General features: G+C 57.4%; 21 protein-coding genes. 13 read left to right on the plus strand and 8 right to left on the minus strand.

Going from position 1 to position 22,258, the window contains the following annotated elements; all coding sequences use genetic code 11:
• Positions 1-26 precede the first annotated feature (26 nt).
• A complete protein-coding gene (locus SADFL11_RS19570; protein WP_008193337.1) occupies positions 27-713 on the minus strand; it encodes a queuosine precursor transporter in 687 nt (228 codons plus the stop codon).
• Between the two features lie 17 nt (positions 714-730).
• Positions 731-1,030, minus strand: a complete 300-nt coding sequence (gene rpmB, locus SADFL11_RS19575; protein WP_040452610.1) for a 50S ribosomal protein L28 — start codon at positions 1,028-1,030, stop codon at positions 731-733.
• Between the two features lie 341 nt (positions 1,031-1,371).
• Here rpmB and SADFL11_RS19580 point away from each other — a divergent pair, with 341 nt between their 5' ends.
• The 3 genes from SADFL11_RS19580 to SADFL11_RS19590 all read left to right on the plus strand — a co-directional run bounded on the left by SADFL11_RS19580 (position 1,372) and on the right by SADFL11_RS19590 (position 4,904).
• A complete protein-coding gene (locus tag SADFL11_RS19580; protein ID WP_040452609.1) occupies positions 1,372-2,202 on the plus strand; it encodes a DUF3108 domain-containing protein in 831 nt (276 codons plus the stop codon).
• Between the two features lie 235 nt (positions 2,203-2,437).
• On the plus strand, positions 2,438-3,397 hold the full coding sequence (locus tag SADFL11_RS19585; protein ID WP_040452608.1) for an acetyl-CoA carboxylase carboxyltransferase subunit alpha: 960 nt from the start codon (positions 2,438-2,440) through the stop codon (positions 3,395-3,397).
• 274 nt (positions 3,398-3,671) lie between these two features.
• The gene (locus tag SADFL11_RS19590) at positions 3,672-4,904 is read left to right on the plus strand and encodes a L,D-transpeptidase family protein (RefSeq protein WP_008188991.1); all 1,233 of its coding nucleotides are present in this window, start codon (positions 3,672-3,674) and stop codon (positions 4,902-4,904) included.
• A gap of 9 nt (positions 4,905-4,913) precedes the next feature.
• On the opposite strand, the gene SADFL11_RS19595 is transcribed toward SADFL11_RS19590, so the two are convergent.
• From SADFL11_RS19595 to SADFL11_RS19605, 3 genes are all read right to left on the minus strand, one after another.
• Positions 4,914-5,519, minus strand: coding sequence for an HD domain-containing protein (locus tag SADFL11_RS19595; RefSeq protein WP_134853092.1), 606 nt, complete (start codon positions 5,517-5,519; stop codon positions 4,914-4,916).
• A 65-nt stretch (positions 5,520-5,584) separates the two neighbouring features.
• Positions 5,585-6,637 carry a MaoC family dehydratase gene (locus SADFL11_RS19600; RefSeq protein WP_008193598.1) on the minus strand — a complete coding sequence of 351 codons (1,053 nt, stop codon included), beginning with the start codon at positions 6,635-6,637 and terminating at the stop codon, positions 5,585-5,587.
• Positions 6,638-6,741: 104 nt separating this feature from the next.
• Positions 6,742-7,731: an AraC family transcriptional regulator gene (locus SADFL11_RS19605; protein ID WP_228198222.1), complete on the minus strand. Its 990-nt coding sequence runs from the start codon at positions 7,729-7,731 to the stop codon at positions 6,742-6,744.
• A gap of 140 nt (positions 7,732-7,871) precedes the next feature.
• Between SADFL11_RS19605 and SADFL11_RS19610 the strand changes: the two genes are divergently transcribed.
• Together SADFL11_RS19610 and SADFL11_RS19615 are read left to right on the plus strand one after the other, a co-directional pair.
• Entirely contained in the window at positions 7,872-8,699 is an 828-nt protein-coding gene (locus tag SADFL11_RS19610) for an NAD(P)H-binding protein (protein ID WP_008189170.1), read from the plus strand.
• A 25-nt stretch (positions 8,700-8,724) separates the two neighbouring features.
• Entirely contained in the window at positions 8,725-9,150 is a 426-nt protein-coding gene (locus tag SADFL11_RS19615) for a DUF4345 domain-containing protein (RefSeq protein WP_008196571.1), read from the plus strand.
• A gap of 718 nt (positions 9,151-9,868) precedes the next feature.
• Here SADFL11_RS19615 and typA read toward each other — a convergent pair.
• Complete coding sequence (typA, locus tag SADFL11_RS19620) at positions 9,869-11,692, minus strand: translational GTPase TypA (protein WP_008189624.1); 1,824 nt, start codon at positions 11,690-11,692, stop codon at positions 9,869-9,871.
• Between the two features lie 218 nt (positions 11,693-11,910).
• Here typA and SADFL11_RS19625 point away from each other — a divergent pair, with 218 nt between their 5' ends.
• From SADFL11_RS19625 to SADFL11_RS19645, 5 genes are all read left to right on the plus strand, one after another.
• Positions 11,911-12,372 (plus strand): MarR family winged helix-turn-helix transcriptional regulator, encoded by a 462-nt coding sequence (locus SADFL11_RS19625; RefSeq protein WP_008191542.1) that lies wholly within the window; start codon positions 11,911-11,913, stop codon positions 12,370-12,372.
• Positions 12,369-13,583, plus strand: coding sequence for a multidrug effflux MFS transporter (locus SADFL11_RS19630; protein WP_008193642.1), 1,215 nt, complete (start codon positions 12,369-12,371; stop codon positions 13,581-13,583). The genes SADFL11_RS19625 and SADFL11_RS19630 overlap by 4 nt, the downstream gene beginning before the upstream one ends.
• A 110-nt stretch (positions 13,584-13,693) precedes the next feature.
• Positions 13,694-14,512, plus strand: a complete 819-nt coding sequence (gene folP, locus SADFL11_RS19635; RefSeq protein WP_040451076.1) for a dihydropteroate synthase — start codon at positions 13,694-13,696, stop codon at positions 14,510-14,512.
• Positions 14,513-15,043 (plus strand): 2-amino-4-hydroxy-6-hydroxymethyldihydropteridine diphosphokinase, encoded by a 531-nt coding sequence (gene folK, locus SADFL11_RS19640; protein ID WP_050776008.1) that lies wholly within the window; start codon positions 14,513-14,515, stop codon positions 15,041-15,043.
• 319 nt (positions 15,044-15,362) lie between these two features.
• The gene (locus SADFL11_RS19645; protein WP_008194020.1) at positions 15,363-16,778 is read left to right on the plus strand and encodes a sulfatase-like hydrolase/transferase; all 1,416 of its coding nucleotides are present in this window, start codon (positions 15,363-15,365) and stop codon (positions 16,776-16,778) included.
• Positions 16,779-16,973: 195 nt separating this feature from the next.
• Here SADFL11_RS19645 and SADFL11_RS19650 read toward each other — a convergent pair whose 3' ends face one another.
• Together SADFL11_RS19650 and SADFL11_RS19655 are read right to left on the minus strand one after the other, a co-directional pair.
• Positions 16,974-17,660, minus strand: a complete 687-nt coding sequence (locus SADFL11_RS19650; RefSeq protein WP_008196480.1) for a hypothetical protein — start codon at positions 17,658-17,660, stop codon at positions 16,974-16,976.
• Between the two features lie 3 nt (positions 17,661-17,663).
• A complete protein-coding gene (locus SADFL11_RS19655; RefSeq protein WP_008189240.1) occupies positions 17,664-18,884 on the minus strand; it encodes an argininosuccinate synthase in 1,221 nt (406 codons plus the stop codon).
• 241 nt (positions 18,885-19,125) lie between these two features.
• On the opposite strand from SADFL11_RS19655, the gene SADFL11_RS19660 reads away from it, so the two are divergent.
• The 3 genes from SADFL11_RS19660 to SADFL11_RS19670 are packed head-to-tail and all read left to right on the plus strand — an operon-like array spanning position 19,126 to position 22,253.
• Positions 19,126-19,536, plus strand: coding sequence for a DUF3302 domain-containing protein (locus tag SADFL11_RS19660; RefSeq protein ID WP_050776007.1), 411 nt, complete (start codon positions 19,126-19,128; stop codon positions 19,534-19,536).
• Positions 19,533-20,684, plus strand: coding sequence for an HlyD family secretion protein (locus SADFL11_RS19665; protein WP_008190715.1), 1,152 nt, complete (start codon positions 19,533-19,535; stop codon positions 20,682-20,684). Before SADFL11_RS19660 ends, SADFL11_RS19665 begins: the two co-directional genes overlap by 4 nt.
• A gap of 9 nt (positions 20,685-20,693) precedes the next feature.
• Entirely contained in the window at positions 20,694-22,253 is a 1,560-nt protein-coding gene (locus SADFL11_RS19670; RefSeq protein WP_167579008.1) for an efflux transporter outer membrane subunit, read from the plus strand.
• The last annotated feature ends 5 nt before the right edge of the window (positions 22,254-22,258 follow it).

Here is a 22,258-nt window from a genome sequence, read left to right on the forward strand (position 1 = left end):
TTTTGAAAGATTTATTGAGCCTTACCTTAGGCGGCTGATCCGTTTGGTTGCGGCTGGAACATGTTCAGCACAAACCGGTAGGGAGCGAGCAAAGCAACAGCAACCAGCATCTTGACCATGAAGTCGCCAACGGCCAGCGAAGCCCACAGCGGGACCTGGAAGGCATCGGCAATCCCGAGGAAGGGAACCGGGAACGCAAGCGAGCCGTCTTCCATGCCAAAAATGACGTCAATGAAGGCGAAGGCCGCGGCAAAGGCAATCCCGAAGAACAGGAGGGTGTCGATCATGGAGCCGATCAGTGATGAGGCGATCGGCGCTTTCCACCAGGTCAAGCGGCGGAGACGGTCGAATATCGTCACGTCGAGCAGTTGGGCAACAAGAAACGCTGTTCCTGAGGCGACGAGGATCCGGGGGGTCGTGAAGGCTTCGTTGAACGTCCAGAACACCATCGGGACAACAATCGCGATCACAAAGCCGGTTAGAACGACTTTCCGGGCCGCGGACGGGCCAAAGCGCCGGTTCGTCAGGTCCGTGACCAGAAACGCGATCGGATAGGTGAAGGCGCCCCAGGTAAGGAGGTCCGCCAGGTTAACTCCGGCCAGCGTGTGCTCGACCGGGAATTGGACCAGAAAATTCGAGGCCACAACGACAATCGCCATCGCGAACACCGCGATGGCGAGATCGGCCACGGAGAAACTCCGGGTTTTTTCCATTTTTGACCCCTTAAGGGTTAAGCAGCAGCAGCAGCTTCTTCCTGCTTGCGCTTGATGCTGACTTTGATCTTGCGTGCGTTGTCGGAAAGCTCAGCGTCGGAAGCTTTCATCAGGTACGCATCAAGGCCACCGCGGTGCTCAACAGAACGCAGAGCATGGGCGCTGACTTTCAGCTTAAATGTCTCGCCGAGCGTGTCGCTCATCAGGGACACGTTGCACAGGTTCGGCAGGAACCGGCGGCGGGATTTGTTGTTTGCGTGAGAGACGTTGTTGCCTGTCATCACGTCTTTGCCAGAGAGTTCGCAACGGCGAGCCATCATATCACCTTTTGTTTTTGTGGCTGGGCCGTTACAGGAACCCAGCAAGACCAACCGGAAGCGGCGCGGACCTGAGGTCCGGCGACATCGTCTCCGGCAATTCTCGGAAAAAAGTTGCCCCGCTATAAAGGGAGTGCGCGCGAACGTCAAGACATCTGCGCGCCTTTGATGCGATTCCTTACTTTTATTCCGCATTCGGCAATGCGTTAACCAGTGAGTTACCAAGATTGAGAAGAATTGACACGGTTCGCAAGGGTGATTTCATGTTATTGTTGACCTTGCGGAACATCCTTGGCGCGGGGGCGCGAACGCCGCCGGCAGTGCGGCGCGGAGGTTTTGAAGTGATTGGTATAAAGTCAATTGGACGGATTGCAGTTCTGCCTTTTTTGGCCGCCGCTCTCCTGGTTACTCCGGCGCACGCTAAGAAGAGCACCGTCGGGGGCGTCTATTCCATATCGATTGCCGGGTTCAAGGTTGCTCGAGGGACGCTCTCTCTGGTGATGCAGGGAAATGCCTATTCGGCCAAGGTCAATATGGAACCGGCCGGGATCGGAACGTTGTTTTCGACCGGAAAGGGCGGTGCGGAAGCATCCGGCTGGCTTGTCGGTTCCAAGGTGGTGCCGTCCAAGTACCGGATGGCCTCACATGCGGCCAATCTGGATTTCTACGTCAACCTGAACCAGGGCTCGGGTAACATCCGGTCCATGGAAGTGACGCCGCAATTCAAGCCGAATGCGGAGCGCATCAAGGTGACAAACCGCCATCGCCGCAACGCGATGGATCCACTAAGCGCTGCGTTGATGCCGGTCCGGCGGGCAAAAGACAGCCTTGGTCCGAAAGCCTGTTCGCGCAAATTGCCGATTTTTGACGGTTGGACCCGGTTCGACATCAAACTGTCCTACCAGGGCACCAAGGAGGTTTCCGGTCGCGGTTATGACGGCCCGGTCGTGGTGTGTAAAGCCAAATGGGTTCCGGTTGCAGGCCACCGTCCGTCCAAGGCGTCGGTGAAATACATGGCGAAGGCGCCGATGGAAATCTGGCTGGCGCCGATGGGCCGGGACAATGTTCTGGTGCCCTACCGGATCTCGATTGCAACGAAAAACGGCCGGTTACTCGTTGAAGCCTCGAAACTCAACATTGGTGGCAATGGCAGCGATCAGGCTGCACGTTAGCAACATTTTCGGGATCCAAACCCCGCTGTCCGATGGTCTTCTATTGAATGCCAAGCCAGTCTGTTGCAGAAGTTGATCAGGCTGGCGGGATCTGAGTTGCCGGGAAGGCTTGCACCACTTCCCGTCTCTTGATACAGCCCTCATCACCATGCCGATGGGACATCTGTGTTCCCGGTTCTTGATTTTCGGCTCCGCAGAAAGCTGCGGGTCCGACATGTTTCAGGTTAGCGAGTACATGCACAGCTATTTGGAATTCGAAAAGCCCGTCGCCGACATTGAAGGCAAGATCCAGGAATTGCGGGCTTTGGCCGCAGAAGATGGTGAAGCTGTTCATGTTGAAAGCGAAATCGACCGGCTGAAAACGAAGTCCGCGCAGACGCTGAAAGACATCTACGCGAAGCTGACACCGTGGCAGAAAACACTCGTGGCACGTCATCCGGACCGGCCGCATGCGATTGAATACATCACCGGCTTGATCGAGGATTTCATCCCACTCGCAGGTGATCGGAACTTCGCTGAAGACCATGCACTTGTGGCTGGCATTGGCCGGTTCCGCGGTCAGTCCGTTGCCGTGCTTGGCCAGGAAAAGGGCCACGACACCGAAACCCGGCTGAAACACAATTTCGGCATGGTGCGCCCGGAAGGATACCGCAAGGCCGTGCGCGTCATGGAAATGGCTGAGCGTTTCGGCTTGCCGCTGATTTCGTTTGTGGACACATCCGGTGCCTATCCAGGCCGCGGTGCCGAAGAGCGTGGTCAATCCGAGGCAATCGCCCGGTCGACGGATGCTGGCCTTGGCCTTGGTACGCCGTCTGTTGCGGTGGTGATCGGTGAGGGCGGCTCAGGTGGCGCGATCGCAGTTGCCACGGCCAACAAGGTCTTGATGATGGAGCATGCCATCTATTCGGTGATTTCACCGGAAGGAGCCGCATCCATCTTGTGGCGCGACAGCGCCAAGGCTCAGGACGCAGCAACAGCTCTCAAGATCACAGCTCAGGATTTGAAACAGCTGGGTGTCATCGACAGCATTGTCGATGAACCGGTTGGCGGCGCGCACCGTGCCCGCGAGATTGTCATCGACACCGCCGGATCGGCGATCGAGGAAGAGTTGAAGCAACTGGCGGGGCTGAGCGCCGATCAGCTGCGCAAGCAGCGGCGCGAGAAGTTCATCGCTATTGGCCGGACGCTCTCCTGATCCGTCTTTTCTGACGAGATTTTGATGAAAGGCCGCTGCTTGGCGGCTTTTCGCCATTGTGTGGCCAGATTCTGCCGTCACTGAGGCAGAACTGCGAAAAGAGCCAGCGGGATAGCTGTGTTTATCACCGGATTGTGGTTCGCTGCCTTTCTGCAGATACAGTAACGTATCATCAACCATCCTTGCCTAGCTTGGTCTTTGGGGGCGAGATGGGAGTTTTGGCCAGCCGATACACAAACGGCTGAACAAGATCCGATCAGTTTGGGACAGGTACATGATCTTCGGGCGTTTCTCGTCTTCAGCGGAAAACCGGCAGGCGGACCATCAACGCATGTATAAACGTGCGTGCACCCGTGTTGCAGCCGTTCTTTTGGCCGGCGTGTTGGTCGGATGCCAGGCCGATGACTTCGCCTCTGGTCCCAACAAGCACAAAGCTCCTGTGAGCGCGTCCATCAAGCGCAAGATGGCCGATCTCAACATGCCTTCCACATCACCGATCATGATCCGGATTTTCAAGGAAGAATCCGAACTGGAGGTCTGGAAGCAGACGCGGACGGGCAAATTCAAGCTCCTGGAAGAGTTCGAGATCTGCAAATGGTCTGGTAAACTTGGACCAAAATTCAAGGAAGGCGACCGTCAGGCTCCGGAAGGTTTTTATGAGGTGACGCCGGCCTTGATGAATCCTAACTCCAGTTACCATCTGGCGTTCAATCTCGGGTTCCCCAATCGCTATGACCAGGCCCATGGGCGCACTGGCTCGCATCTGATGGTTCACGGTGCATGTTCTTCGCGCGGCTGTTATGCCATGACCGATGAACAGGTGCAGGATATCTACGCGCTGGCTCGCGACAGCTTCAAGGGCGGGGCACGGTCTTTCCAGGTGCAGGCCTTCCCGTTCCGGATGACGCCCGAAAATCTGGCAAAGCATTACGACAGTCAGCACCTGGCATTCTGGAAGATGCTCAAGACCGGATATGATCATTTCGAGGTGACCAATACGCCTCCGGCGATTTCAGTCTGCGAAAAGAAATACGTCTTTGACGCGACGCCCTTGGTCGATGGGGTGCCGTTCCGTGCCAGTGCGAAATGTCCGGCTTATGAAGTCAGCCCGCGCATTGCCATGGCGGTTGCGGCCAAGCAGAACCGTGACAGCGAGAAATTTGAAACCATCGTGGCCCGGCTTGATGCCCGCGAAGAGCGCAAGCAGCGGTGGGAGGACCGGCAAAGCCAGATTGCCGAGGTCCTGAGCTTCGGCGACGAGGGTACGGAAGACCCCGTCGCAGCCGCATCAGAAGCTGCAGCGGCAGAGACACCGCCAACGGCCGTCTCAAATGCCGAATCTCCGGCAGAAAATCAACCGGTGGAAGCCGCCTTTGCGGCGAACAATGAAAGCCGGTCGAGCTCCACAGCCAATTTCTTCAAGCGCTGGGTGCCGTTCGGACCGAAGGCTGCAGAAGCTGGGGTCGGTCCAATCGCAACCGACGTGGTGCCGGCTCAAAAACCTTAAAATCCGCTTCTATTTAGCGAGCTTTGGTAGCCCGGTAGAAACACTCTCCTGGATGACGGCCGGATCATAGGCCTTGCGGTCAAAGACCTCGCGCACCATCGGCTCGAAGGTTTCCAGCGTTTCGCTTTTGTAGTCCGGATCGAAGGACGCCTGATCCCAACGCTCGCAGAAATCCGCGCACGCTTGAAAGTGCGGATGGTCCTTGAACCGGTCGCGGGCGTTTTCATCCCAGTTGTAGTGCTTTGCGTAGTAAAGCATCTGGAAGATGCCGTGATGTTCAACCACCCAGGCAACCTCGTCGCGCACGAACGGGCGGATGACTTCGGCGGAAAACCGGTCGTGGTTCTGCGGTGCCAAGCCATCACCGATATCATGCAAGAGCGCGCCGACTACCCAGTCGATGTCGGCACCTTCCCGGAGCGCACGGGTTGCCGACTGAAGGCCGTGCTCCATCCGGGTGATCTTGTAACCGGTCATGGTGTCCTCGCCCTGCCGTTTCAGCTCGGCGAGTATCCTGTCTGCGGTTGCAACATGAAACGGCTTTTCGGCCTCTGCCAGAAGATCGTAATCCTCCTTGGTGCCGTCCTTCATCTGTGTGAAAGAGACCGTTTTCATCAGCTTGCCTCCGGTTGGTATTTGAACCGGAACGCTCGCCGATTTGGCTTGGAAAGTCTATCCCGTTATTTCGGCATTAATGCCCAGTAGTCGAAGTCGAGAATGACGCCATCTTCGTACTTGCCGTCGGCATCCTTCAGTGGGAAATCGGCACAGGCGCGGTTTTTCGTGGCGACGAGCCGCAGCCGCAGGGCCGCAACGTCCGACCGGCCATCGATCTCTGCCTTTTCCAGAACTTCCGACCAGGCATAGACAGTGTCGCCGGCAAAGAGCGGGGCCACATGGCGGCCGCCGTTGATCCCGGCGACATGGAAGGCATTGGCAAGACCGTTGAAGGACAAGGCTCTTGCGAGCGAAATCACGTGCCCACCATAGATCAGGCGTTTGCCAAACCGGCTTTCGGATTCCGTATGCAGGTTAAAATGCACCTTGGCAGTATTCTGGTAGAGCCGGGTCGCCATCTGGTGCTCGGCCTCTTCCACAGTCATTCCGTCGACGTGGTCGATTTTTTCGCCGGTTTCGTAGTCGGCCCAGCGGAAAGGCGAGCCGGAAAGGTCATTTTCCCAGTGTACGGTATCAAGCAGCGGGACGGCGTTGCCGAGCGCCTGCGGGTCGATGGCAGCGGGCAGATCCGGCACAACAGCATCGGGCGGCGGGCTGGTCACATCGCGCTTCTTCACCATGACCCAACGCACATAATCCAGCACTTCCGTGCCGTCGTCCGAATAGCCGGTGGAGCGCACGTAAACGACGCCGGTTTTGCCGTTGGAGTTTTCCTTCTTGCCGATCACTTCCGAGACGGTCGACAGCGTGTCGCCTGGATAAACCGGCGCAAGAAACCGGCCACCGGCATAGCCGAGATTGGCAACGGCATTCAGAGAGATGTCCGGCACGGTCTTGCCGAAGACCATGTGAAACGTCAGGAGGTCGTCCACCGGAGCGTGGGCATAACCGAGCGCACGGGCGAAAGCGTCGGAGGACTGGACCGCGAAACGGGAGCCGTAAAGCGCGGTGTACAGCGCCTGGTCGCCGGAGGTGATTGTCCGCGGCGTGGCGTGTTTGATCACCTGACCGATTTGAAAGTCCTCGAAAAAATTACCCGCGTTCGTCTTGCTCACCCGTGCCTCCCGTGAAATTTGCGTTGGCCGGATTAAACCTGTTTGCGCCGCACAAGAAAAGGCCCCCAAAAGGCGAAAGGGCGCCGGGTGTCAGGAACTCGGCATCAGATGTTGGCAGCTCGGGCTTTGCGAACCTGTCCGGGCGGAATGTGAAACACCCGTTTGAAGGCCCGGTTAAAGGCCGGTTCGGACTGATAGCCGAGACTTGCTGAGATGGCGGCGATGGGCTGACTCGTCTCCAGGAGCCGTGCACGGGCAAGATGCATCCGCCAGAAGGTCAGGTATTCAATTGCCGGCATCCCGACGAGTTCTGTGAAACGGGCTGAGAAGGCCGAGCGCGACATGCCGGCGACGTCGGCCAGGGTTTCCAGCGTCCAGCTGTCGGCCGGAGCCCTGTGGATTGCCAGCACGGCCCGGCCGATTTGCGGATCGCGGGCGGCTTTCAGCCAACCCCTGTTGGCCTCTGGTGCCGTATTGATCCAGCGGCGGATCGCCTCGATCACCACAACATCGGCAAGCCGGGTGATTACGGTCTCACCACCCGGCCGCAGTTCCCGCGCTTCCCTCGCGATGAATTGCAGTGTGCCCTGCAACCAGCTACCGGCATCTTCAGTCCAGGTGTCGATCTTTAAGACTTCAGGCAGGAGCTGCATCAACAGCCCGCTGGCAGCATGATCTAGGCGGACGATGCCGTACATGATGCTGGTTTCCTCACCGCCGCCGCCAAATTCCAGCGTTTCATAGAGCTCCGTGACCTTCCGGATCGGCAACTCATCAAGTGTCAAAAGTGGGGCTTTCAGATCGCTTCTGAAGTTGAGTTCCTGCCCCTTGGTCATCAGCACCAGGTTGCCCTTTTCCACCTGAAACGGCTCGCCGCCACCGACCGTCATCCAGCAGCGCCCGCCTATGATCACGGCGAAACTCATCACATTGTCAAAGCCCGGGATCGCGACTCCCCAGGGCGCGGTGAGCCGGGACTGGCAATAAAACGTGCCGGTGAGTTTGAGAAGGTGCAGGATTTCTCCGAGGGGATCACCGAGCGGTTGTGCGATCGCGTTCGGGTCCGGCACATGCTGGTTGGCAGTCATCATCATGAGCAAGACTGTGACATAAAATTTTCTGTCCGTCCATATTATCTGGACGATCGGATAAGAAGTTTAGACGTTCAAGAATTGTTCGTCTGCCTGAAATCCATATCTTCGGGTTATCGAAACAGTTGATCCGGAGACGACCCATGCAAAACAAGACCATTCTCGTAATCGGCGCGACCGGCAAGACCGGCTCCCGCATCGCCAAATCGCTGGAAGACAAAGGCATTTCCATCCGCCGCGGATCGCGCAGCGCGCCGGTGCCGTTTGATTGGGACCAGCCGCAAACCTGGGGTCCGGCGCTCGACGGCGTCTCTGCCGCATATGTTTCTTACTTTCCCGACATCGCGTTCCCTGGTGCTGTGGAGCATGTCGAGGCGTTCACCAAAATGGCGAAAGACGCCGGTGTCGAAAAACTGGTGCTTTTGACCGGGCGCGGCGAACATCATGCCGAGCGCGCTGAAAACATTGTCCGCAAGTCAGGTGTCGCGTTCACCATCGTGCGCGCAGCCTGGTTTGCGCAGAATTACTCGGAAGGCGCGCTTTTTGGTCCCGTCATGGCCGGTGTTTTGCCGATGCCGGGTGGCGAAGTCCGCGAACCGATCGTCGATGTCGACGATATTGCAGCGGTCGCTGTCGCAGCTCTGACCGAGGACGGACATGACGGCGAACTCTATGAAGTGACCGGCCCGCGCCTGATGAGCTTTGCCGACATGGCGCAAGAGCTCTCCACAGCAATCGGGCGGCCGGTTCAGCATCTGCCGATCTCTTTCGAAGAATTCCATGCAGAAGTTGCCCGCTCCAGTGGCGAGATGATCGCCGGTGTCATCACCGAGATCGCCCGCGAAACGCTGGATGGCCGCAACGCCCACCTTACCGATGGGGTTCAGCGCGCCATTGGCCGCCCGCCGCGCGATTTTAAAGACTACGCCCGGGATGCCGCGCGCTCCGGCGCCTGGTCAGCAGCTGCCTGAATCTGAAGACAAAAGGAGATAGACCATGACCACTCAATGGTTTGACAGAGCAATCCTTGGCGTTGCCGGTGTGACGGCGCTCGGCGTCGGCTTTGCGATCACCGTCGTGCCGGCAGGTTTTTACGCCGCCTATGACATTGCGCTCGGCAGCAATCCGAGCCTTTTGAATGAGCTGCGCGCACCGGGCGCCAGCCTGACAGCGCTTGGGGCTCTCATTCTGGCCGGAGCCTTCCTGTCCGGTGTGAGCCGGTTTTCCGCAGCGCTTGGTGCCACCGTGTTTCTTGCCTATGCGTTTGGCCGCTTTGTCAGCATGGGGTTGGACGGCGCGCCGCACAGCGGGCTGGTGACGGCGCTGGTGGTTGAGCTGGTGATTGGCGGGCTGTGCCTCTTGAGTGTGGTCCGGCAGACCAATGCAGTGCGTTTTTCTCCACTCAAGCAAAGGGCCGCCTGACCGGCTACTTCTCCCGGGGCCTTGGTTCCGGCTCAAAGGCCGGGACGGCACAAACAGACACGGCGCAAACAGACTGCGCCAGAACCAAAAGCGCCGCGAGGACCTCCTCCGGCGTTTTTGCTGTATCGCCTCCTGTCCAGCACAGGAGTGGCGGGGCGCGCCAGGCTTTGCCTTGCGCTACTTGTTCAAAATGTTTCTTCGGCAAAAGCTGTCACGCCCCGCCCGGGCTGTTTCTCATGGCAATGGTGGATCCGACTTGCGAACAGACGCTTGAGTGTTGCCACCCCCGCACCGCGCCCTCCGCAGCCGCACCGCTCCACCCGGGTCTACGGTCCCCGGGATCATTGACCACCGGACCTGCCAGGAAAGAACCGTTACCTCTTTCCCCCAGCCCCGCCCGGCCTGTTCCCTTCCAAGGGACGGTCCCCCGGAAAGCCTGTTGAACAGGCACGGGAGAAGTATACGGGCAGGGGTGAGGGGCGTGGATAAGATTTTTGGACTCGCCGGCATCGCATGTGCGCTTGGCCGTCCCGGACGTGAGTAGCCTGTCCCGGCTCAGAGGCCGGGACATCGCGGACAAAGAATAGTCTCAGCAAAAACCCACTGGCGTCATCCCCGCCTCGTGCGGGGATCCATACCGAGACGCTAAAAACAAAAAAAAACCCGGATCTTGCGACCCGGGCTTTTCAAACTCATACCACTTAGTAAATCAGAAAACTTAGGCGCTTTCTTTTTTCATGGCGCGTTCGGCGCGCTTGCGCTCGTGCGGGTCGAGTTCGGCCTTGCGCAGGCGGATTGAATCCGGGGTCACTTCCACCAGCTCGTCGTCCGCGATGTAGGAGAGCGCGGCTTCCAGCGTCAGGCGGATCGGGGTGGTGAGCTTCACCGCGTCGTCCTTGCCGGCAGAGCGGATGTTGGTCAGCTGCTTGCCTTTCAGGACGTTGACTTCCAGATCGTTGCCGCGGGTGTGTTCGCCGATGATCATGCCCGGATAAACCTTGGTGCCCGGATCGATCATCATCGGGCCGCGGTCTTCCAGGTTGAACAGAGCGTAGGCAACAGCTTCACCAGTGCCGTTGGACAGCAGAACGCCGGTATGGCGCCCCTGGATCGGGCCCTTGTATGGCTCGTAGCCGTGGAACAGGCGGTTGAAGATCGCGGAGCCGCGGGTATCCGACATCAGTTCGGCCTGGTAGCCGATGAGACCGCGGGTCGGGGCGTTGAACACTAGACGGGTGCGGCCACCGCCGGACGGCTTCATTTCCAGGAGGTCGGCCTTGCGTTCCTGCAGCTTCTGGACAACCGTCCCGGAGAATTCTTCATCAACATCGATGATGACTTCTTCGATTGGCTCAAGGCGTTTGCCTTCGCTGTCATGCTGGAACACAACCTGCGGCCGGCCAACGCCAAGTTCAAAGCCTTCGCGGCGCATGTTTTCGATCAGGATGGCAAGCAGAAGTTCACCGCGTCCGGAAACGGTGAACGCGTCCGGCTCGTCAGTTTCCTCGACTTTCAGGGCGACGTTGCCCTCAGCTTCCTTCATCAGGCGTTCGCGGATAACGCGGGACTGAACCTTGGAACCTTCGGTGCCGGCAAGCGGGCTGTCATTGACGCGGAAGGTCATGGAGAGCGTTGGCGGATCGATCGGCTGAGCCTGCAACGCGTCGCTGACGTCTGGTGCACAAATGGTATCGGCCACGGTCGCCTTGGTCAGGCCGGCGATAGAGACGATGTCACCTGCTTCGCCTTGCTCGATCGGCTGACGCTCCAGACCACGGAAAGCAAGCACCTTGGACACGCGTCCGGTCTCGACCTGTTTGCCGTCGCGGCTGAGGGCCTTGATCGGCATATTGGGCGTGGCAGTGCCGGAGACGATGCGTCCGGTCAGGATGCGGCCGAGGAACGGATCGGACTGGATGGTGGTCGCCAAAAGCTTGAATGAGCCGTCTTCCGACTGCGGTGGCGCGACCTTGTCCAGAACCATGTCGAACAGCGGATCCATGTTGTCCTGCGGCCCGTCCGGCTCCAGCGCCATCCACTCCTGCTTGGCAGAGCCGTAAAGGACCGGGAAGTCGAGCTGGTCTTCGTTGGCATCAAGGGAGGCAAACAGGTCGAACACTTCGTCAAGAACTTCGTCGGCGCGCTGTTCCGGTTTGTCGATCTTGTTGATGGCAACGATCGGCTTAAGTCCGAGTTTCAATGCTTTGCCGAGCACGAACTTGGTCTGCGGCATCGGGCCTTCTGCAGCGTCCACCAGAAGGATTACGCCGTCGACCATGTGCAAGATGCGCTCCACCTCGCCGCCGAAGTCGGCGTGGCCTGGTGTGTCAACGATGTTGATGCGGGTGTCTTTCCAGACCAGCGAGGTGACTTTCGCCAGGATGGTGATGCCGCGCTCGCGCTCGATGTCGTTGCTATCCATCATGCGTTCTTCGGTGCGCTGGTTGTCGCGGAACGCGCCGGATTGCTTCAGAAGGACGTCGATCAAAGTGGTTTTGCCATGGTCGACGTGCGCGATGATGGCAATGTTACGCAGTTTCATGAGTTGGGCTCCAAAAGACATAGCGGGCCCAAATTGGAGCCCGCAGCATGTCTGGATTTGAATTTCCGTGATCGGCTGCAGTCCGTTTCTGCCGGGCCGAATTTGGCGCCTTTATACGCGCAGTCCGGCAATTGTGCAATGCAGTGGTAGTTCTGCGCATTGACAGAAATGAACCTCCGTCCTAATTAGTAAGGTAACCTTATTAATTTGAGCGGTTTATGACACTACCACCACCCAATATCGGTGTGACCATGCTGATTGTCGACCTGGCGCGCATGCTTCGCCGTCAGTTCGAGGCAGCCCTTGCCGATGTCGAAACAGGACTGACCGTTGGCGAAGCCCGGACGTTGTTTTATGTCTGGCGGATGCCGGGCAATCGGCAGGCGGTCTTGGCTGATGCCATGTATGTAGAGCCGATGACCCTGGTGGGGTATCTGGACTCGCTGGAAAAGTCCGGACTCATAAGGCGCCAGCCCGATCCGTCCGACAAACGCGCCAAACTGGTGCAGCTGACGGAAGACGCTGACCCGCTGCTGGAGCGCATAAGTGTTGCACTGGAGGGCGTTCGGGCGCGGGCGCTTGAAGGTGTGATGGGGGACGACCGCAAGGTGCTGGAAACCCTTCTTCAAAATATGAAGGATAGCCTTTTGCTGCTTTCGCCGAATGGGAAGGGCAAATGACAGCAGCACCCGCGACTTTGATGAGTGCCCGCAGAACGGCACTGCTCGGCGCCGGTCTTGTGGCCGTTGGGCCCATTTCCATGGCGCTTTATACGCCTGCCATGCCGGCGCTGGTTGAGTTTTTCGGCACAACCGACGGTGCGGTGAAGCTGACCCTGACATCTTATTTCGCAGGATTTGCCGCCACACAACTGGTGTGCGGACCGTTGACCGACGCTTTCGGCCGCAAGCCGGTCACAATCCTGTTTCTCGGCATCTATCTGATCTCCAGCGTGCTTGCGACATTCAGCCCGACGGTGGAGTTCATGGTGGCCGCCCGCGCCCTTCAAGGGGTTGGAGCGGCGATCGGGATTTCCGTGTCGCGGGCAATTGTGCGGGATCAGTTTACCGGTCAGGCGTCGGCCCGGATCATGAACACCATCGCCATGATGCTTGCTCTCGGACCGGCAATCTCGCCGACGATCGGCGGGTTTGTGCTTGAGCTCTTCGGCTGGCGGGAAGTCTTCTGGTGCATGGTCATTTACGGCGTTGCGCTGATGGTGGCCGTGACCGTTTTTCAGGTGGAAACGAACCCGTCTCCGGGCAAACATCACCTGAACCCGCGTCAGCTCGCCATCAATTACACCACGCTTTTGAAAGATCCACGGTTTCTTGCGCCGGCAATCCTAATCGGCTGTGGCCTCGGCAACATCTATGCCCTCGCAACTGTGCTGCCGTTCGTGCTGATCTACGAAGTCGGCCTGTCGCCCTCTGTCTTCGGCCTTACCATGATCCTGCAGTCCGGGTCGTTTATTCTTGGCACTGTGATAACTGGGCAGCTCTTGAAGGTAACCGACGCGCACAAGCTCGTGCCTTTCGGATTGGCCATGCTGGTTGTTGCCTCTGTTTTGATGTGCGCCATGACCCTGACACAAGAGCCCTCCGTAGCGTCCGTCATGGCGCCCGTTGGCTTGTTTGTTTTCGCCCTGGCGTTTGTTCTTCCGGCGAGCTTTACTGACTCCATGGCCCCGTTCCCGCACATTGCAGGGGCGGCGTCGTCCATGCTTGGCTTCCTGCAGTTTGGCGGCGGTGTGGCTGCCAGCCTGATCGTTGCCATGGTCGGTGATCCTGTTCTCGGGCTTGCTTTTGTGCTTCCGGCAATGCCAGTGGCGGGTGTTGTCTGTTACCTGCTGCTGCGCGGCCAGGATACCCAGCACGCCGCAGCCGAATAACCACGTCATGATTATCCCGTGTCCGTGGGGTTCATTTGCTTGACCTGCCGTCAAGAGCGGGGCATCAGACGAGGCTTCTGGTCCAATTGTTGGACGATGAAGGACGACTGATGGCCAAAGCTGCTGCCTACACCTTGCCGGAGAGACGCGCCCATGTGATGGGCATTTTGAACGTGACCCCGGATTCCTTTTCCGATGGCGGCCGGTTCGATGCGGCGGACGCAGCCTTGGATCATGCCCGGTCGATGATAGCCGATGGGGCCGACATTCTGGACATTGGTGCGGAAAGCACGCGGCCCGGATCTGAACCCGTTGGGCTGGAGGATGAGTGGTCACGTCTGGCGCCTGTTCTCGAACCTGTTTGTGAGCTTGGCTGTCCGGTCTCGATCGACACCTACAAGGCGGAGATCGTGCGCCGGGCTGGTGCTGCTGGTGCCGCGATCGTCAACGATGTCTGGGGCCTGCAAAAAGATCCGGCGATGGCTGATACGGTTGCCGAACTCGGTGTGCCGGTTGTAATGATGCACAACCGCGATCACGCCGATGCCGACATTGACATCCTCGCAGACATGGACCGGTTTTTTGAAACATCCATGGCGTTGGCCGAGCGGGCCGGCATCGCGAAAGAAAAGCAGATCCTCGACCCGGGATTTGGCTTTGGAAAAACCATTGATCAGAATTTTCTCATCCTGAACCGGCTTGAAACCTTGCAGAAGCACGGTCTGCCCATTCTGGCTGGCGCATCGCGGAAACGTATGATCGGTGCGGTTTTGGGCGTTGAGACCGATGAGCGGCTTTTTGGCTCCATCGCGGTGCATATGACAGCCGTTATCAAGGGGGCTGCTATATTAAGAGTTCATGACGTACGTCCACATGCAGATTGTGTGCGTATATCGCAGGCAACGCGATTGGAACGGAACCCTGTATAAATGACCCTCCATCAAACGAACCTTGCCGCAGCGGAATCGGCTGCACCGACACGATGTGCCCTTGGGCTCGGGTCGAACATAGGCGACACGGCCGCGCATTTGAAAAAAGCGCTGGACCAACTGGACGCCAGTGAGGGGATTACGGTTGTCGCCAGGTCATCTGACTACAGCACACCGCCTTGGGGCCCGGTTCCACAGGACGACTATCGGAACATTTGTGCTGTCGTCGACACTATCTTGTCGCCTCAGGACCTGTTGGCGCGGTGTCTGGCAATTGAAACCGAGCTGGGCCGCGTCCGGGACATTCGCTGGGGGCCACGGATCATTGATATTGATGTCCTGATTTACGGGACCAGAAGCGTGAACGAGTCCGATCTGGAATTGCCACACCCGCGCATGGGAGACCGTGCTTTTGTTCTGATCCCGCTCGCCGAAATCTGGCCGGATGCGCCGCTGGCGGACGGTCAGACAGCCGCAGAAGCCTTGAAAACCTGCCCCGATCAGGACGGCGTGGTGAAGCTTAGCGAGTAAACCAGTGCCCGCGGCGTGAGTGGCGCCGCCCCGGTCTGCCTTATTTTTTGTTTTAGGTTAATTGGTCATACGCCGCTGCCGTGAGACCGGGTGTTCCTGTGCCGATGCGCGTTTGTCGCCAGCGTCCGAATCTTACACGGAGAACACAGAATTTTGGTCCACAGATTTCCTGTCTCGAAGTGGCGCTAGGACGTAGTGATAAATTTCACACTGTAATTAAAACCATACTGTAGATTGAAAATACACAACCATTGGTAAGGAGTTTTTAAGATCCACTCCTTATGCCGGTGGTATTGCGTTTGCATCTATAGGTTGTTTTATGAGATTTAGAGTTCGTGCCTTTTTTCCAGAAAATCGCCATTGGAGTGCCGCTTCCTGGGAGTTCGCGATTCTTTCGGTCCTTATTCCAAACGCCCTTTATCTTGTAATGATGATTTACTTTTGCCCGATAAGGGATTTTCAAATCGGCCTGCTTGCAATGTCGGTTCTTCTCGGAACTATTCTAGGCAGATGGTCATTCTATCTTGTCATGGTTTTTGCGATGTCATTGGATGCGTTATTAGTCGCATCATCTTACTTTCAGATGCCCGTAGCCATGTTTTTCGACGCAACCAAATTTGTGTCGATGCTGCAAGTGCAGCACTCAGCGATGTACGTCATAGTATTTGGCGCAGTCATCATGTGCTTCTTTGCGACAAATATCGTTGTTCAGAGAGCAAAGCGACGCCGTAGTGAAATGAGCCTTTATCCTTTTGCCTTTTGTGTAATGCTCATGGTCTTCGCTGATGCACTAGCGAACACTACGCCCCAGAAGATGCAGGAAGTCATAAGTGTTGCTGTCGAGCCGTTTTCCGCTGTCGACGACACCGCAACAACTTATGCTGATCTGCAAGTTGTCGTAACGTCTTCGGAACAACCCAATCTGTTAGTTGTCATAGTGGAAGGTTTGGGGGCCTTTTCTAACAGTGAGAGCCAGGAATTGGTCTGGGGTCCCTTGTTGGGAAAAAAGGTCTCGGATAGGTATGATGTAAATACCGGCAATGTTCTGTATTCCGGATCAACGTCAACGGCCGAAATACGAGAGCTTTGCAACTTGTTTGCAGACTATCGGGATCTGCGTGATATCGAGCATCTTGATTGTTTACCTAACCGGGCCAAAGAAGTAGGCTACAAAACAGCCGCATTTCATGCGTTTACGGGCGAATTCTTCGAGCGTGTCCATTGGTATCCAAAAATTGGTTTTGAAAACATCTTCTTTTTGGAAAACCGTGCTGGTTTGAATCCGCACGTGCCGATCTCCCATTGCGGCACCACATTTCGTGGCATGTGTGATGCCGATGTCGCACGTTCGGTAGAAGCTTTTCTGTTATCTGACAGTTCCGATGCCAAGTTCGCCTATTGGTTGACTTTGAATTCTCATAAACCTGTTGGCCATCATGAAGTGCCAGATCGCCTGAATTGCTGGAATGGCGGTGTATTTGACGATCAAGAGCTGTGCCGGATGGCGGAGCACTGGTTGAACATATCCCATCTCGTTTCTGATATTGCGATGAACCCTTTATTGCGTGACACAGAAATTCTGCTGGTTGGAGATCACCAGCCGCCGTTGTTTACGCGTCATGGCAGGCGCCAATTTCAAGATGAACGCGTCGCTTGGTTGCACCTTAGGCCGAGGAATCCGAGCGAAAATAACTTTGACCTTGCGACAATTAATGCAACTTTCTTCACCCAATGAACCTTGGCGGGCAATTGGTTCGCCGCTCACGTTTAAAGGCCGAATAGCTCAGAGCGTGTATGCTCGTTGCCATTGCGACAGAGTCGCTTAGAACCGAGCACATTAGTGTCAGGCCGACCGATGCAGGCGCGCGCATTGGTCTTTCGTTCTGGCGCCAGCTGTTGACCAAAACGCAGTCACTGTGCGTTGCTGATCTCAGGCTAGTCCCACAAAACTTTTCATGTGAAACCGGCCATTAGCCTCGTCAGGCAAGTGGTGCTGGCCAACCGGACAGGCTTTGCGGGCCTGGCACCCGCTCCAGCATCCGGTATCTGGTGTTCTGCCGAGATACTCAAGGCAAAGCGGGACATCGTAGCCGGTGTCTAATTGAATGGCGCCGACCGGGCATGCCGTCAGACAGGGCTTTTCCTGGCATGTGACGCATGGACCAAGTGTTTCTCTGGGGGTGGGGATGTCCAGATCGTCGGCGGACAGAAAGGCGGCGCGGAGCCCGGCCCAAGGCCCATATCTTGTTTGCGTCAGAAGTCCAAACGGGCTCTGGGAGAACCCTCCACACTTCAAAGCCCATTTCTGAAACGGATGATAGGGCGTGCCGTCAAAAGGAAAGAGTGGCTGGAACCCAAAGCCGTCCGCAATTTTACTCAAGACCCGCCGTGTATACCGGTCCATTGGATCCGGTTGGCCGTCTTCTGCTTCCGGTGCCGACTTGAAGGCTGGCCAGAGGCCGGGGCCGGTGCTGCCAATGATCAGTAGGGTTTTGGACGTAGAACCGGTGCCGGTCTCCGGCACCAGGTCTGTGTGCTCCGGTTTAAAACCCCCGAACAAAAGAAAACCGGCCGCAACAAGCTTTTCGGAAAAGCGGGTTGCGGCGGGTGTGTTCATGGCTCAGCCGAGCTGGTTGCGCTTGGCAAGCGTGCGCAGGCGCAGAGCGTTCAGCTTGATGAAGCCTGCAGCGTCTTTTTGATCGTAAGCACCGTGGTCGTCTTCAAAGGTCACCAGCTCTTCTGCATAGAGCGAATAGGGTGATGCACGGCCGACGACGATGACGTTGCCCTTGTAGAGTTTCAGGCGAACGGTGCCGGTGACATGCTCCTGGCTTTTGTCGATCAGGGCCTGCAGCATTTCGCGCTCCGGAGAGAACCAGAAGCCGTTGTAAATCAATTCGGCGTAGCGCGGCATCAACTCGTCTTTGAGGTGGCCTGCGCCGCGATCGAGCGTAATCGATTCCATGGCCCGGTGCGCCTGCAACAGGATCGTACCGCCCGGGGTCTCATAGATGCCACGGCTCTTCATACCGACAAACCGGTTTTCAACCATGTCCAGGCGGCCAATGCCGTTGTCGCGGCCATAGTCGTTGAGCTTTGCGAACAATGTGGCCGGGGACATTTTTTCGCCGTTCAAAGAAACCGCGTCACCTTTTTCGAAGCCGATCTCGATTTCTGTGACAACGTCCGGGGCTTCAGTCGGGTCAACGGTGCGCTGGAATACATAGTTCGGCGCTTCCTCGTTCGGGTCTTCCAGAACCTTTCCTTCGGAAGACGAGTGCAGCATGTTGGCGTCCACTGAGAACGGGGCTTCGCCGCGCTTATCTTTCGGCACCGGGATCTGGTTCTTCTCGGCGAAATCGAGAAGATCTGTCCGAGATTTGAAGGTCCAGTCCCGCCACGGTGCGATTACCTTGATGTCCGGATTGAGCGCATAGGCGGAGAGCTCGAAGCGAACCTGGTCATTGCCCTTGCCGGTCGCGCCATGGGCAACCGCATCGGCGCCGGTTTCTTCGGCGATCTCGATCAAGCGCTTGGAAATCAGCGGACGGGCAATCGAGGTGCCGAGCAGGTAGACGCCTTCATAAACGGCATTGGCCCGGAACATCGGAAAGACGAAGTCACGAATGAATTCTTCGCGCAGGTCATCAACATAGATTTCCTTGATGCCCATCATCTCGGCTTTTTTGCGCGCCGGCTCCAGCTCTTCTCCCTGACCGAGATCTGCCGTGAAGGTCACTACTTCGCAGCCGAGTTCGGTTTGCAGCCATTTCAGAATGATAGACGTGTCGAGGCCGCCGGAGTAGGCCAGCACGACTTTCTTGATGTCACCATACGCCATTGAGGGAGGATCCAGTTCGTGAGTTGTGCGGAAAGGTCCGCTTCGTTGAAATTTTGCGGCAATTTAGCCGGTTCTATTCGCCGCGCAAGCCCCAGAAGTGTGCAAAGGACCGCCGTTTCAATCATCCTGTGCTTCAAACACGCTTGGAGCGGGCTGCAAAGAGGGTTGCAATTGCCAGCCGAGCGTTTGAGGGTGTCGGAAGGGCGAAGCTTAACCATGTGGGGGCTGGCGCGGAGGACCCATGAACCTGATTGATTTCAAGCTCGACGGCTATGATTACCTGACCTTCTTGATCGGTGTTCTGGCGGTTATTGCTTTCTTCTATGTCATGATCACGCTGGGCGGTCTTCCGGGCAAACTCGCGGAAAAGCGCAAGCACCCGCATGCTGAATCTGTGAAATTGGGTGGTTGGATCGGCCTGTTTACGGTCTTTCCCTGGATCCACGCATTGATGTGGTCCTACCACGACTCCTTGACGATCGACATTCGCAAGCTGCCGAAGGGCGGTCAAATCAAAACAAACGCGGACGCCGAGGATGGAGGAGGCGATATACTGTCAGCGACGCCGGCGCTGTCCGGTGCCTCCGATGAAACCGAGGCTCAGGTCGGCAAGCAACCTGAAGAGCAGCCCAAGCCCGGAGGCGCGGCATGACGATCGCCCTTCTGATCCTTGGGGCCTATGGCATCTTTGCATGGCTGGTTTTTTACAAGTTCAAGCTTCTGAAGTTCAATGTTGCATGGGGGATGGTGACCTTCTGGGTTGGCTTTCACGTCCTGTTCCTGTTGGTTGTTTTACTGCGCTTCTTCGCGCCTTACACAATTGACGGACATGTGATCCGCCAGACAATCCAGATCGCGCCCAGACTGCCGCATCCGACCTTGTTGCAAGACGTTTTTGTCACCCAGAATCAACCGGTGAAGAAGGGCGACAAGCTCTATCAGTTTGAATCAACGCTGTATGACGCCCAGCTTGCAGAGGCGCAGGCCAACCTGGTCGAGGCGCAGCAGAATGCACTGATCCTCCAAGAAGATGTCGTTCTTGCGCAGGATCAGCTGGCCCAGGCTGAAGCCAATGAAACCTTTGCCGCTGAGCAGGTGAAGCGCTACACGGATCTTGTTCCGAAAGGCGGCGCCCGCCAGGAAACGCTAGATCAATGGACGGCGCAATTGGCCGGGGCGAAAGCGCAAGTCGCCGAGGCCGAAGCGAATGTGACGAAAGCGCAGCTCGCGGTCGCGGCGCAAATCGATGGTGTGAATGCCCAGGTGGCCGCAGCTCAAGCCCAGGTGGAACAGGCGCAATATTATGTCGATCAGACGACGATCTTTGCGCCGGAGGACGGCCGGATCATCAGCCAGCAAGCGCGGCCTGGACTTGTTGTTGGCGGCTTCCGGATCGCGTCAATCGCAGCCTTTGTTGCGGATGCAAATCCCTATTTTCTTGCAACCTTCTATCAGGAGCACCTGAAATTTGTAGAGCCCGGCCAGCCGGTTGAAGTTGCGCTGGACATCTATCCCGGTCAGGTGTTTACCGGAAAAGTGAAGGCGATTTGGGAAGGAACCGGCCAAGGTCAGATCAAACCGAGCGGAAATGTGCCCAACTTCCTGTTCATGCATCCGCAGGGGCGGTTTGCAGTTGAGATCGTCTTGGATGAAGATCCGGCACTCAAGAGGTTCCCGGGTGGCGCTCATGGTGCTGCAGCGATCTATACGGGCGGTGGCGGAGAATGGGTGTCCGTGCTGCGCCGGGTCAATATGCGGTTGTACGCCTGGGTGAACTTCATCATCCCGTTTGATGTGTAGGTGATGCCGGTGAGCGTGTTTCGACATTTGGGATTGGTTGTAAGCCTTGCAGGCGCCGCTCTCCTTTCCGGATGTATGGTCGGTCCGGATTTTGAGCGTCCCGAGGCGCCGGTGCTCGACAGTTGGGGCAAGGGCGCAAACCTCTCCGTTGATCACCGCACCGGCTTTACGACCCGCAGCGCTGCCTCCGTGCCGTGGTGGCATGTTTTCAAGGATGAAGCGCTGAATGGCCTGATCGCTGAGGCGTACCGCCAGAACGTTGAGCTGCAGGCGGCGGGTGTCCGGGTGTACCAGGCGCGTGCTCAGCTCGGCATCGCGCGCGGCGAGCTGTTTCCACAGGTCCAGCAGTTGAAAGGGAACTCGGAGAACATCCGGTTCAGCACGCAGGATCCGATAATCCGTGATCTTGAGCGGGCCGGTCTGGTGGACAGTCACATCTCGCGTGTTTCTGCAGGGTTTGACGCGGCATGGGAAATTGACATCTGGGGCAAGATCCGCCGGGACGTTCAATCCGCCAAGGCCAACTTGAACGCCAACCTGGCGTCCTATGACGACGCGTTGGTGACGCTCACTGGCGATATTGCGGCGACATACGTTACCATCCGGGAGCTGCAACAACTTGCTGCCTCGAGCCGGAAAAATGCCGCGCTTCAGAAAAAGTCTCTGAACCTCACCCAGCTCCGGCTGGAGAATGGCGTTGCATCCCAATTGGATGTTCATGAAGCGACCGTCCTTTACAACAACACCCTGGCGGCCATTCCGGGCTATGAGGCCGAACTTGCGCAGGCCTACAACGCCATGAGCGTGCTGTTGAGCGAGCCGCCGGGCAAAATGAAAGCCCGTTTTTCCGGCCGTTCAGGCTTCCCTCGGGTGCCGGCGGAAGTCGCGATTGGCGTTCCGGCGGACATGCTGCGCCGCAGGCCCGACATTCGTCAGGCCGAATACATTGCCGGTGCCCAATCTGCACAAATTGGCGTGGCCAAGGCAGATCTCTTCCCGGCATTCACCATTTCCGGGGCGATCGGTGTGCGGGCAGATGATTTTTCAAATCTCTTTACTGGTGGGGCAACAACGGCTCTTTTCAATCCCGGTTTTTCCTGGAATTTCCTGAACTATGGCCGGATCCGGAACAATGTCCGGGTGCAAGACGCCAAGTTTCAGGAAGCCTTGCTGACCTACGAAAACACCGTGCTGTCCGCTTATGCGGAAGTGGAAAACGCGCTGACCGGGTTTTTACGATCCAAGCAGCAGGCGCTTTATCTTCGGCGGAGTCTGAGGGCGGCCCGCAGTTCTGTGGGCGAAGTTGAAGCTCAATATGAAGACGGCACGGCGTCCTACAATCGCGTGGTCGATGCGCAAAAGAGCCTGCTTGTGGCCGAGGAACGGCTGATTGCTGCTGAAGCGAACGTGCTCACCAACCTCGTTGCGGTTTATAAAGGGCTCGGCGGCGGCTGGGCGCCGGAGAACGTCCGCGGTCTCATATCCGATGAAACCCGGGCCCAAATGGCGGACCGCACACGCTGGGGGCAGCTTCTGGATAACCCTGTGGGACCCTCGGGGAAAAGCTAGGGTGA

The organism is Roseibium alexandrii DFL-11, assembly GCF_000158095.2.
Classification (GTDB): Bacteria; Pseudomonadota; Alphaproteobacteria; order Rhizobiales; family Stappiaceae; genus Roseibium; species Roseibium alexandrii.